Source organism: Enterobacter sp. ECC_219_Taxon_10, assembly GCF_058354905.1.
This window is the reverse complement of the sequence record NZ_CM178005.1, coordinates 1,275,349-1,287,956: the sequence shown is the minus strand read 5'-3', so window position 1 is coordinate 1,287,956 and position 12,608 is coordinate 1,275,349. Positions and strand designations below refer to the sequence as shown.

10 protein-coding genes are annotated in these 12,608 nt (G+C 60.8%); 4 read left to right on the top strand and 6 right to left on the bottom strand.

Going from position 1 to position 12,608, the window contains the following annotated elements; translation table 11 throughout:
• Positions 1-17: 17 nt before the first annotated feature.
• Positions 18-908 carry an oxidoreductase gene (locus AC4ICF_RS06085; RefSeq protein WP_316380757.1) on the bottom strand — a complete coding sequence of 297 codons (891 nt, stop codon included), beginning with the start codon at positions 906-908 and terminating at the stop codon, positions 18-20.
• A gap of 105 nt (positions 909-1,013) precedes the next feature.
• On the opposite strand from AC4ICF_RS06085, the gene AC4ICF_RS06080 reads away from it, so the two are divergent.
• Positions 1,014-2,135: a YbdK family carboxylate-amine ligase gene (locus AC4ICF_RS06080; RefSeq protein ID WP_101744450.1), complete on the top strand. Its 1,122-nt coding sequence runs from the start codon at positions 1,014-1,016 to the stop codon at positions 2,133-2,135.
• Here the strand turns inward: AC4ICF_RS06080 and AC4ICF_RS06075 are convergent.
• From AC4ICF_RS06075 to AC4ICF_RS06065, 3 genes are all read right to left on the bottom strand, one after another.
• A complete protein-coding gene (locus AC4ICF_RS06075) occupies positions 2,086-5,220 on the bottom strand; it encodes an efflux RND transporter permease subunit (RefSeq protein ID WP_491466197.1) in 3,135 nt (1,044 codons plus the stop codon). The two genes, AC4ICF_RS06080 and AC4ICF_RS06075, sit on opposite strands and share 50 nt — an antisense overlap.
• 9 nt (positions 5,221-5,229) lie before the next feature.
• The gene (locus AC4ICF_RS06070; RefSeq protein ID WP_316380759.1) at positions 5,230-6,291 is read right to left on the bottom strand and encodes an efflux RND transporter periplasmic adaptor subunit; all 1,062 of its coding nucleotides are present in this window, start codon (positions 6,289-6,291) and stop codon (positions 5,230-5,232) included.
• 110 nt (positions 6,292-6,401) lie between these two features.
• Positions 6,402-9,110, bottom strand: a complete 2,709-nt coding sequence (locus tag AC4ICF_RS06065) for a cation-transporting P-type ATPase (protein WP_316380761.1) — start codon at positions 9,108-9,110, stop codon at positions 6,402-6,404.
• A 488-nt stretch (positions 9,111-9,598) separates the two neighbouring features.
• On the opposite strand from AC4ICF_RS06065, the gene AC4ICF_RS06060 reads away from it, so the two are divergent.
• Positions 9,599-9,847: a DUF1158 domain-containing protein gene (locus AC4ICF_RS06060; protein ID WP_116341357.1), complete on the top strand. Its 249-nt coding sequence runs from the start codon at positions 9,599-9,601 to the stop codon at positions 9,845-9,847.
• 56 nt (positions 9,848-9,903) lie between these two features.
• On the opposite strand, the gene AC4ICF_RS06055 is transcribed toward AC4ICF_RS06060, so the two are convergent.
• Both AC4ICF_RS06055 and AC4ICF_RS06050 read right to left on the bottom strand, forming a co-directional pair.
• Positions 9,904-10,245 carry a RamA family antibiotic efflux transcriptional regulator gene (locus AC4ICF_RS06055; RefSeq protein ID WP_028012253.1) on the bottom strand — a complete coding sequence of 114 codons (342 nt, stop codon included), beginning with the start codon at positions 10,243-10,245 and terminating at the stop codon, positions 9,904-9,906.
• A 32-nt stretch (positions 10,246-10,277) separates the two neighbouring features.
• Complete coding sequence (locus AC4ICF_RS06050) at positions 10,278-11,381, bottom strand: RomA family MBL fold metallo-hydrolase (RefSeq protein ID WP_316380763.1); 1,104 nt, start codon at positions 11,379-11,381, stop codon at positions 10,278-10,280.
• A gap of 189 nt (positions 11,382-11,570) precedes the next feature.
• Between AC4ICF_RS06050 and AC4ICF_RS06045 the strand changes: the two genes are divergently transcribed.
• Positions 11,571-12,161 (top strand): TetR/AcrR family transcriptional regulator, encoded by a 591-nt coding sequence (locus AC4ICF_RS06045; RefSeq protein WP_116341361.1) that lies wholly within the window; start codon positions 11,571-11,573, stop codon positions 12,159-12,161.
• A complete protein-coding gene (locus tag AC4ICF_RS06040; protein ID WP_151413900.1) occupies positions 12,151-12,519 on the top strand; it encodes an MmcQ/YjbR family DNA-binding protein in 369 nt (122 codons plus the stop codon). Before AC4ICF_RS06045 ends, AC4ICF_RS06040 begins: the two co-directional genes overlap by 11 nt.
• Positions 12,520-12,608 lie beyond the last annotated feature (89 nt).

Genomic DNA, 12,608 nt, shown 5'->3' with positions numbered 1-12,608 from the left:
TCACTCCAGACCCTGGCTCACCCCGGCCCCTCGCTCCCCGCCGCCAGCAGCGGCACCACCACGTCACTGATGGGCACCGCAATCCCGTGCTTACGGCCGTAGCGCTGGATCACGCCGTTGCGGATATCCCACTCCATCGGGCGATCCGCCTGACGGTCCGCAAGGATCGACGTGCCCAAATCCACTGGCGCACGCTGGAAGTTCGCCAGAATCTCCTGCGCCACCGCATCATCCAGCTTCGCCCCCTCGACGCGGGCGACGGCAAGCCCCTCGCGCAGATAGGCCAGCGCAAGCTCGCTGATATCCTCGCGCCTGAACATCCCTGCGCGGCGGTTGGCCAGCACCATCAGCCCGGCGACCGCGTTTTGTAGCAGCTTGCGCCAGGCGACGGTAGCGAAATCTGCCGAGAGTTCAACCGCGCAGCGCGTATCGCGAAGCGCCTCCACCACCCGCTGCGCCTGAGGCACGTCCGGCAGCGTCAGACGCGGCTTCGCCCGCAGCCAGACGGAGGCATCCGGCTCGCGCTGCGCCGGGAACCAGACTACCGACGGCAGCACCGCTGCGCCGTTAACCCACGGCTCAAGCTGGGCTTTTTGCTCCACGCCGTTTTGCAGCGCGCAGACCACGGTGTTTTCATCACACAGAGCCCGCAGCCATCCTGCGCTGTCGGCATTTTGCGTCGTTTTTACCGCCACGAAAACGAGATCGACGGGGCGCGTAATGTCGGCCGGATCGGTTAATACCGGGCCGGGCACCACGGTTTCACCCTCGTCGTGGCGCAGACGTAATTCCGGATGTGCGGTGCGTCCGCACAGCATCGGCGTACGGCCCGCGTCGTGCAGCACCGCGGCAATGGTGGTCCCAATTGCGCCAGGCCCAATCAGCGCAATCACTGGATTGTCAGACATGGTTAACTCCCCTTTTCGCTAAGCCTGCTAACAGTTATACCACCCTGAAAAGTGAGCGCCACGTCGTTGTCTATACTCAACACACAACAGACAACGGAGTGCGCCATGCCTTTACCTGATTTCAAATCCTCTGAACCGTTCACCCTCGGCATCGAACTCGAACTGCAGGTGGTTAACCCGCCGGGCTACGATCTGAGCCAGGACTCCTCCGCGCTTATCGCCGCCGTCAAAGACGACATCAAAGGCGGCGAAGTCAAACACGACATCACCGAAAGCATGCTCGAAATCGCCACCGGCGTGTGCCAGAACATCGACCAGGCGGCGGCGCAGTTCTCGGTGATGCAGCAGAGCATTCTGCGCGCCGCGGCGGAGCAGCATATTCAGATTTGCGGCGGCGGGACGCATCCGTTCCAGAAATGGCAGCGTCAGGAGGTGTGCGACGACGAGCGCTATAACGTCACGCTGGAGCGCTTTGGCTATCTGATTTTGCAGGCAACGGTGTTCGGCCAGCACGTGCACGTCGGCTGCCGGACCGGGGACGACGCGATTTACCTGCTGCACGGCCTGTCGCGCTTCGTGCCGCACTTTATCGCCCTGGCGGCCGCCTCGCCGTATATGCAGGGCACGGACACGAAGTTCTCCTCGTCGCGGCTCAACATCTTCTCCGGCTTCCCGGATAACGGCCAGATGCCGTGGGTCAACAGCTGGCAGGAGTTCGAGGGGCTGTTCCGCCGCCTGAGTTCGACCAGCATGATCGACAGCATTAAGGATCTGCACTGGGACATCCGCCCCAGCCCGCATTTTGGCACCGTGGAGGTGCGGGTGATGGATACGCCGCTGACGCTCGGCCACGCCATTAACATCGCCGGGCTTATTCAGGCGACGTCGCACTGGCTGTTAACCGCGCGACCCTATAAGCATCAGGAGAAGGATTTTCTGCTCTACCGCTTTAACCGTTTTCAGGCCTGTCGCTACGGGCTGGAGGGGATCCTGACGGACGTGCACACCGGTGAGCACAAAACCGTAGCGGAAGACATTGCGTGGCTGCTGGAGCAGGTTGCGCCGTCGGCCGAAAAGCTCGGCGCGACCAGCGCAATCAATGAAATTGCCCTGCTGTTAAAGCAGGGCAAGAGCGAGGCGCAGCGCATGCGGGACTTTATCGCCGACGGTGGCTCGCTTATTTCTCTGGTGCAGAAACACTGCGAGCTGTGGGCGACGAGTCCGTAAGGCCGTGGCCCCACTCGCGCAGGCGCTGGAACAGCACGAACAGCGCGGGGATGAACACAATCCCCACCACGGTCGCCACCAGCATGCCGCTGAACACCGTGGTGCCGATAATGCGGCGGCTCTGGGCACCCGCTCCGGTCGCCAGCATCATGGGCAGGACGCCGATAATGAACGACACGGCGGTCATCATCACCGCGCGGAAGCGGCGCGAGGCCCCTTCTCTTGCGGCATCGACAATCGCCATGCCGTCCATGCGCCGCTCGCGGGCAAACTCCACGATAAGAATGGCGTTTTTAGCCGCTAGCGCGATCAGCAAGACCAGGCCAATCTGCACGTACACGTCATTGGCGTAGCCCGCCAACCACAGCCAGACCAGCGCCCCGCCGATGGCGAACAGCACCGAGAGCATCACGCTCGCCGGGAGCGTCCAGCTCTCGTACTGGGCGACGAGGAACAGCCACGCCATCACCACCGCCGCCAGCACGATCCACACCGCCTGGTTGCCGGTCTGCTGCTCCTGATAAGACATGCCGCTCCAGGCGTAGTCGTATCCCGCTGGCAAATTCTCCGCCAGAAGCTCGCCCATCACCGCCATCGCGGTGCTGCTGCTTACCCCTTCAGCCGCCGAGCCGCTCACCGACACCGACGGGAACTGGTTGTACTGCTGCAGGAACGGCGCGCCAACGCTCGGCGTAACGGTGACCAGGTTGCTCAGGCGCACCCGCTCGCCACTGTTGCTGCGCACGAACAGCTCGCTGATTTGCTCTGCGCGCTCGCGCCACTGCATCTCGTTCTGCATGACGACGTGGTAAACGCGGTTATTCACGCTGAAATCCCCGGCGCGGGTGCCGCCAAAGGCGGTCTGCAGGCTGCTGAAGATGCGCGACACCGGCACGTCGAGGCGCGCGGCGCGCTCGCGGTCAACGGTCAGCGTCAGCTGCGGCACATTGCTGCTCCAGGTGGTGAACACGCGGCTCAGCTGCGGGTGCTGGTTAGCTTTCGCCAGCACCTCACGCGTCACGCGCTCCAGCTCCGCCGGGCTCTGCCCCGCCTGCGCCTGTATGCGCAGGTCAAAGCCGGAGGCGTTGCCCAGCCCCGGTAGCGTCGGCGGCGCGAAGGTCATAATGGTCGCTTCCGGCAGGGCCAGCAACTGGCGCTGCAGGCTTCCCATCACCTCGTCCAGCGGCGGGCGCTCGCTCCAGTCTTTGAGCATGATGGAGATAAACCCGCCGTTAGAGGCGCTGGTGCCGTTGAGGATGTTAAACCCGGACACCTGAATCACGTCCTCCACCGCCGGGTTTTTGGCGATGAGTTCGCGCGCCGTGGTCATCACCGCCTCGGTACGCTCCAGCGAGGCCGCTTCCGGCAGCTGGACGCTGGCGAAGAAGTAGCCCTGATCCTCCTGCGGCAGGAAGCCTTTTGGCATCGACATAAAACTGAACACCACTACCGCCGCCGCGCCTGCGGTGGCCAGCAGCGCCAGCCACGGGCGCAGGTTTAAGACGTGCACGATGCGGGTATAGAAACCGCGCGTGGCGTCCAGCCCACGGTTAAAGGCGTGATAAACCGCAGCAGGCTTCTCCGGGCGCGGGCGCAGCAGCAGCGCGCACAGGGCGGGCGTCAGGGTCAGCGCCACCAGGCTTGAGAGCGTGACGGCGGTGGAGAGTGTCACCGCGAACTGGCGGTACAGCTCGCCGACAATCCCCGGCAGGAGCGCCACCGGCACAAACACCGCCAGCAGCACCAGCGTCGTCGCGATGACCGGCCCGGCAATCTGGCGCAGGGCCAGCGCGGTCGCCGCCGTGCGGCTCTGCCCTTCCGCCATCAGCGTTTCGACGCTCTCCACCACCACGATGGCGTCATCCACCACCATGGTCAGCGCCAGAATGATGGCGAACAGGCTGAGGGTGTTGGCGGAGTAGCCGAGCGCGTAGAGCAGCGCGAAGGTGCCCACCAGCGACACCGGAATGGCGAGCGCGACAATCAGCGTCGCGCGCCAGCTTTGCAGGAACAGGGAAACGACCACCACAACTGCCAGCATGGTGAGCGCCAGCGAGACGCCGATCTCCTTAATGGTGGCGGCAACAAAGGAGGTGGTGTCGAACTTCACCTCGTAGACCAGGTCGTCCGGGAAGCGCGTTGAGAGGCGCTCCAGCTCCGCGCGCACCGCGTCGGCCACGCGCAGGGCGTTGGCGGACGGCGTCGGGTAGATGCCGAGGTAGGCGGAGTCGTGCCCGTTCAGCTGCGCGCCCGAACTGTAGCTGCGCGAGCCGAGCTCAATGGCGGCGACGTCCTTCAGGCGCACCAGCTGGCCCATCTCGCCCGCGCGGATGATGATGTCGGCAAAGTCTTCGGCCTGGCTTAAGCGCCCCAGCCCGTTGATGGTCAGGGTCTGCAGCTGGCCGTTAAATACCGGCGGCGTGCCAACCTGGCCTGCCGCCCCCTGCACGTTCTGCTCGCGCAGCGCCTGCGCCACGTCGTCGGTGGTGACGTTCAGGGCGTTCATGCGGTCCGGACGCAGCCAGATGCGCATGCTGTAGTCGCGCGCGCCAAACATCTGCACCTGCCCGACGCCCGGCAGGCGAGCCAGCGCCTCGCGCACCTGGGTGCTGGCGTAGTTGCTGACGAAAAGCGGCGTATGGGTGTTATTCGGTGAGTAAAGGCTTACCCCCATCATCAGGTTGGTGGCGCGCTTGCGCACCTGCACGCCGTTTTGCTGCGCCTCGGTCGGCAGCTGCGCCACGGCCTGCGCCACGCGGTTCTGCACGTCGATGGCGGCGAGGTCCGGATCGGTGCCCGCCGCAAAGGTAATGTTCAGACTGTAGGTGCCTTCGTCCGAACTGGTGGACTCCATGTAGAGCATGTGGTCCACGCCGTTCAGCTGGGTCTCCAGCGGCGTGGCAATGGCCTCCGCCACGTCGGCCGAGCTGGCGCCCGGCCAGCTGGCAGAAACGTTCACGACCGGCGGCGCGATCTGCGGGTACTGCTCCACCGGAATAATCTTCAGCGCGATGGCTCCCAGCAGGGTGATGACCAGCGCAATCACCATCGCGAAGCGCGGGCGTTTGATGAAAAACGTCAGCATGATGGCTCCTTAGTTGAGTATCTGGACGGTAGCGCCGGGCTGCACGCGCTGCGCGCCGTCAGTAATCGCTCGCTCACCGGGCTTCACGCCGGAGGTAATCTGAAACTGCTGGCCAATCTGTCCGGCAATTTTCAGCGGGCGCATTTCGGCCTTGCCGTCGGCGTTAACCACCCATGCGAAGAACCCGTCACCGTTCTGCTGCACCGCGGCAGCGGGCAGGGTCAGTACCGGCTGTTCGCTTGCCGGGCGCAAATACACGTTTACATTGCCGCCGGGCAGGAGCTGATGGCGCGGGTTGGCGAACTCGGCGCGCAGCATCACGCTGGCGGTGCGCGGGTCGATGCGGTTGTCCACGGAGGTGAGCTCGCCGCTGACGCGCTGGCCGTTGCTGTCAATTAACGCCTGCCAGGCCTGCTTCATGGCGCTGATGTCAGCATGCTGTCCGGCTTTGGTAGCAAATGCCCCCTCCTCCAGCGCAAAGGCGATGCGGATCGGGTCAAGCTGCACCACCTCCACCAGCACGCCGCTGGCAGGATTCACCAGGCTGCCGACGTGGAACTGGCTGTGCCCCACGCGGCCGTCAATCGGCGAGGTAATGCGTGTGTAGTTCAGGGTGACTCTGCGGGTGTCGAGCCGGGCTTTGGCCTGCTCCAGCGCGGCGCTGGCGACGTCCCGCTGCATGCGGGCGTTATCCACGTCGTGACGGCTGATGGCGTTGCTGCTGCCCAGGCTTTCAAATCGGGAAAGCTGCTGCTGCGCCTGACGCAGCGTGGCTTCGGCGCTTCTCACCTCGGCCTGCGCCAGGCGCAGGGCGGCGCGCGGCTCGGCGTCGTCCAGCTCGAACAGCACGTCGCCTTTTTTCACGTACTGCCCGTCGCGGAAGTGGATTTTGGTAATCACGCCTTCCGTGCGGGCGCGCAGCTCAACGGTGTGGATAGCTTCGATGCGGCCCGGGATCTGGCGCTCGGCGGCGTGGGCGGTCTTTTCCACGGCGGCGACGCGCACGGGGATGGCGGCGAATGCGGGTTGCAGGGTACTGACAAGGAGTGCTAACAGGACCGGGAATTTCATAGGAGTACCTCAGCGTTGTCTCCCCTCACCCTAACCCTCTCCCCAAAGGGGAGAGGGAACTTGAACACCCTCTCCCCTTTGGGGAGAGGGCAGGGTGAGGGGGTTCTTTGTTATGCAGCCTTACGGAACCTGCGGGTCAGTCGCTTCTCGATTTCGACGACGAAGAACATCACGCCCGCCACCGCCAGGGTCACGAACCAGTAGCGCAACGGCAGCGCTTCGGTGCCGAACAGCATCTGCATAAACGGCAGGTAGATAATCGCCGCCTGGAGCAGGAACAGTACGCCCGTCACCAGCCAGATCCCTTTGTTCGCCAGCAGGCCGCGGTTCAGGGAGAACCCTTCGGTGTTGCGGCAGTTAATCATGTACACCCACTGGGCGCAGACCAGCATCTGCAGCAGCACGGTGCGGATGAACTCCGCGCTGTGGCCGCGCGGGGCCAGCCAGGCTTCCAGCGCAAAGGCGGCGATGGCAATCATGGTGCCGACGAAGGCCACGCGCCACACGGCGTAGGCGTCCATCACGTGCTGCCCGGTCTGACGCGGCGGACGACGCATGATGTTGCGCTCGGCGGCCTCAAAGGCCAGGCCGAAGGAGAGCGTGGCGGAGGTAGCCATGTTCATCCACAAAATCAGCACCGGCGTCAGCGGAATGATGTTTCCCGCCAGCAGCGCAATCACAATCAGCAGCCCCTGCGCGAGGTTGGTCGGCATGATGAACAGAATGGTCTTCTTCAGGTTGTCGTAAACGCGACGCCCCTCTTTTACCGCGCTGGCGATGGTGGCGAAGTTATCGTCCGTCAGGACCATGTCCGCCGCCTCTTTGGTCACTTCCGTGCCCTTGATGCCCATCGCGATGCCCACGTCAGCCTGACGCAGCGCCGGAGCATCGTTCACGCCGTCACCGGTCATACCGACGATTTCGCCTTTATCCTGCAGCGCTTTCACCAGACGCAGCTTATGCTCCGGGCTGGTGCGGGCGAAGATGTCATACTTCACCGCCGCTTCCGCCAGCGCGGCGTCGTCCATCTTCTCCAGCTCGTAGCCGGTGACCGCCTGCTCGCTGTTGGTGATCCCCAGCATCTGGCCGATGCTCATCGCCGTCTGCGGGTGATCCCCGGTGATCATCTTCACGCGGATCCCCGCCTGCTGGCAGGCGTTAATCGCATCAATGGCTTCCGGACGCGGCGGATCCATCATCCCGGCGATGCCGAGGAAGATCAGACCGTGGCTCAGATCGTCGTGCGTCAGTTCCTGCTCGCCGTTCGCCGGCTTGAACGCCGCGGCGACCATGCGCAGCCCCTGACGGGCATAGCGCTCCATCTCGCTTTCCCAGTACGCGCGGTTGAAGGCTTCCGCACCGTTGCGGGTCTGCTGCTCGGCGCACAGGGCGAAAATGACGTCCGGCGCGCCGGTGATCAAAATCTGCTCCTCACCGCCAATCTGGTAGTGGGTGCTCATGTACTTGTACTGCGAGTCGAACGGGATCTTGTTAACCAGCGTGGTTACGACCGGCTCAAGGCTGGCCTTCGCCGCCAGCACCTTCAGCGCGCCCTCGGTCGGCCCACCGGTGATGCCCCACAGGCCGCGCTCGTCCTGTATCAGCTGGCTGTCGTTGCAGAGGTCGATGGTGCGCAGGTACTGCTCCAGCACGGTGCCCGGCTGGATCTGCACCGGCTCGTCGCTGCCTTCCAGGTAGATGTTGCCCACCGGCTCGTAGCTGTTGCCGTCCACGCGGTAGCAGGCGTCGGCGGTGATAATGGCTTTGACCGTCATCTCGTTCATGGTCAGGGTGCCGGTTTTATCCGAGCAGACCACGGTCATTGCGCCGAGCGTTTCAACCGTCGGCAGCTTGCGGATAATCGCCCGCTTGCGGGCCATCGCCTGCACGCCCAGCGAGAGGATGATGGAGATTATCGCCGGCAGACCTTCCGGCACGGAGGCCACCGCCAGGCTGATCAGGGAGAGCAGCAGCTCGCCCATCGGGATCTCGCGGAACACCAGGCTGAAGACGAACAGCGCAGCCATCATTGCGAGGATAATGGCGAAGATCGCTTTACCCAGCTTGTCCATCTGCACCAGCAGCGGCGTGCGGTGTTTTTCGATACCCGCCATCATCTGGTTGATGTGGCCGAGCTCCGTCTCCTTACCGGTCGCGGTGACCACGCCGATGCCGCCGCCCGCGCTGACGGTCGTTCCAGAGAAGACCATATTGGTGCGGTCGCCCAGCGGCAGTTCACCGCTCAGCGGATTAATATGTTTATCCACCACGGTGGATTCGCCGGTCAGAATCGCCTCTTCCACGCGTAAATTATGCGCTTCGATTAAACGCATATCTGCCGGAATACGATCCCCCGCACGTAATACAATAATGTCGCCCGGGACTATTTCAGTCGTTGGGATGGTTTCATGGTTGCCGTTGCGAATAACGCGCGCCTCGCTGGAGAGCATATTACGAATGCTCTTCAGGGATTTTTCCGCGTTGCTTTCCTGAATATGGCCAATCAAGGCGTTGATAACCGCCACGCCCAAAATAACCAGCGTATCGACCCAGTGGCCCATTACCGCCGTTAATACCGCAGCGGCCAGCAGAACGTAAATCAGCACATCGTTAAAGTGCGCGAGAAAACGCAGCCAGCCCGGCTTGCCCTTTTTCTCCGGAAGCGCGTTCGGGCCCTGTTTTTGCAGACGCGCCTGCGCCTCTGCGCGGTCCAGACCGCTCGCCTGGCTCTGCGCGTAGGCAAGCACCTGCTCTGCGGTCTGCTGGTATGCCAGCCCGCCGGAAGGCGGCATGTTTGGGGAGAATTTTTTTTCAGTCATCGTATTTTTCCTTCAATATCCGGTGAACAGAAGCCTGAATTCCTTTCTGGCTTAAATAAATTGATTTTAAAGTCTTGCGGGTAAAATTGATCTACCGCAATATATTTACCACTGGGTTATTCAGAATTGATTAAAATTATTTCGACGAGCTGATTTTTACAAAATATTTCTAAACCATTCCTAAACGAGGGGGTACCATGTTTGGTATTTATCGCGGACGGCGCCTGGCGTTATACATTGTCGCAGCCATTGTTATTGCGACGTTAATTGGATACAGCACCTATACGTTTGTAAAATTATTTTCGTGATGCAGACATTTATTTACATAGCGCGAAATTAATTTAATCATCATGGTTAAATTAATTTCCTTTCGCGCATTATTTGTTGGTGTCGAGAATTATTTAATTAAAAAAGGCCTGGCGGGTTGATATTGCTTTACGTTAAAGGATGCCGGACAATGACATTTTTAACTGACGATTAACATTACGATGAAACACCCGTTGGAATCGCTGCTGACTGCAGGGGGCATTTTATTGCTGGCCCTGCTCTCTTGCTTACTGCTGCCCGCACCGTCGCTGGGTCTGGTGCTGGCGCAGAAGCTGGTTCAGACCTTTCATATGGTCGATCTGAACCAGCTCTACACCATACTGTTCTGCGTGTGGTTTTTACTGCTCGGGGCCATTGAATTCTTCATCCTGCGTTTCGTCTGGCGCCGCTGGTTTTCACTGGCGTCGTAGGCCAATAAAAAAGCCGGGTGGCAGCAATGCCTTTCCCGGCCTACGTTTCGTCAATTTCAATGCGCCCGACTATGGTTCTCTTTGCGATATGCCCCAGGCGGTTGATGGAAGGTGCGGGTAAAGATGCGCGTAAACGTCTGCTGCGATTCAAAACCGTAGCGCAGGCAGATTTCGTACACGCGCTCGTCAGATTCACGCAGATCCCGCGCCGCCAGCAGCAGCTTGCGTTCGCGGATGTAGCGCCCCAGGCTTTCGCCTTTGTACTGCATAAACAGCCGCTGTAAATGCCACTTGGAGTAACCCGCGTGGCGGGCGATCTCTTCGATGCGTAGCGGCTGGTGTAGGTTGTCATCGATCCATTCGACTATGGTATCAATGACCTGAGCGGAAATCGTCATGCTGCTCTCCCCCTCTGTTTCTTGGTTCAACATTATTCCCACCACTCACGAAACTGTTGCGTGCTATCGCTCACCCGAACCGGCTCACCCAGTTCCGGCGTCAGCAACCGATAATTTTTATCCTTACTGGCCCGCGCCAGCTGGATCAGCGGATCGTTCCAGGTGTGTTTCGCCAGCACGAAGCGCCCGTTATGCCCCGGCACCACCGCTTTCGCGTTGAGGTCCGCCGAAGCCTGCGCCGTTTCATCCGGCAGCATGTGGATGTACTTCCAGTCCTGGTCGTACTGGCCGTTTTCCATGATGGCCAGATCCACCTCACCAAACTGCTCGCCAATGGCCTTAAAGTGCGGGCCGTAACCGGAGTCGCCGCTGTAGTAGACCTTCTGCTCTGGCGTGACGAACATAAAACTGCCCCACAGGGTCTGGTCACGCTTGATGCCGCGCCCGGAGAAGTGGCGCGCGGGCAGCACGTGAACCGTCAGCGCATCGCTGATGTGCACCGACTGGTTCCAGTCGCGCTCGTCGATAATCTCAGGCTTCATTCCCCAGTAGCGCAGGTGGGATCCCACGCCGAGCGGCGTCACGACGCGCTTCACCTTCGGCAATAGCGACCGGATGGTGGCGTAGTCCAGATGGTCGTAGTGATCGTGCGAGATAATCAGCAGGTCGATTTCCGGCATGCTCTCCGCACGCCACGGGTACTCTCCCGCAAACGCCTTATTAAGGAACGAGAACGGCGCGGCATAGTTGCCGAGGACCGGGTCGATCAGGATGCGTTTTCCCGCCAGCTGCATATACCACGAGGAGTGGCCGAGCCACACCAGCGTATCCTGCTCCAGAGGCAAGCTCGCCAGATCGGTTTTCACCAGTGGCAACGGCTGCGCCGGACGGGCGTTTTCGGTTTTACGGGTCAGGAACTGCCACCACGCCACCAGCATGTTTTGCTGCCCGGTAAAGCCAGGCGTCGGAAGCGCGTTATGGAACTTCCCGTCGCGATAGTGCGGAGAAGCCTCCACTTCCGTAAGCTGCGCACCCTGCGGCGGCTGGCCAAATCCGGCATTCAGAACAAACGGTAAACTCGCAGCTGAAGCAATAATCATGACGAACACCACGCAGATGAAGAGAGGCTTTTTCATATCCTGACCCGAAAACGCGCGCCATCCGATGGTTTACGCGGGGGAAACTTGATTATGAGTGAGTAAGCACTCATTATAGATATGATGATAAAGTCGTCAAGACGTTTTCGATCTTTGACATTCCGCGTTGCAGCGTGTCAAAGCACGTGTTTCAATCAGGGTTTTTAGCATTGAGAGGGGGAAAATTTAGTGGCACGTCCGAAGAGTGAAGATAAAAAACAGGCCTTACTGGAAGCCGCAACGGTGGCATTTGCACAGTCAGGTATTGCCGCCTCAACGGCGTTAATTGCCCGTAACGCGGGCGTCGCTGAAGGCACGCTGTTTCGCTACTTTGCTACTAAAGACGACCTGCTGAATGCCCTTTACCTGCACCTCAAGCAGGATCTCTGCCAGACCATGCTGGCGAACCTCGATCGCACCCTCACCCTTCCTAAAGAGCATACCCGCAATATCTGGAACAGCTACGTGGACTGGGGTATTCGTAACCCCGTTTCTCATGCGGCAATCCGCCAGATTGGCGTCAGTGAAAAGCTGAGCGCCGAAACGGAACAGGCGGTGAAGGAGATGTTCCCGGAACTTCACGAGCTGTGCCGCCGCTCGGTGCGCCCGGTGTTTATGTCCGATGAATTTAAAACGTTTGGCGATGCGCTTTTCTTATCGCTGGCGGAAACCACCATGGAGTTTGCCACCCGCGATCCGTCCCGTGCCGTCGATTTTAAAGCGCTGGGTTTTGAAGCCATGTGGCGCGGGCTGGCTCAGGAGGATAGCGATGGACAGTAACTCTCTGCAGGCGCACGCGAAACGCGTCGCGCTGGAGATGCCTTTCACCGAACACTGCTGGCCGTTTGGCCCCGAGTACGACGTGTTTAAGGTTGGCGGGAAAATTTTTATGCTGATGGCCACCGCGCACGGCAGGCCCCACGTTAGCCTGAAATCCGACCCGGAAAAATCCCTGTTAAACCAGCAGATTTATCGCGGCGTTGAGCCGGGCTACCACCTCAATAAAAAACACTGGATTTCGCTCTACGGCACGGAGGACATCACGCCAGAACTGGTCGCCGACCTGATCGCGGACTCGTGGAATCTGGTTGTCGATAAGCTGCCGAAAAAAGACCAGAAGTGGATACGGCCAGCCTGACTGTTCGTCTGTGCCGAACAGTATAACCGCTCGAATCGCACTTATCTTTTGCGGCCTCGCGCGGTAATCTGCTCTCCTTTCGCGCCCGC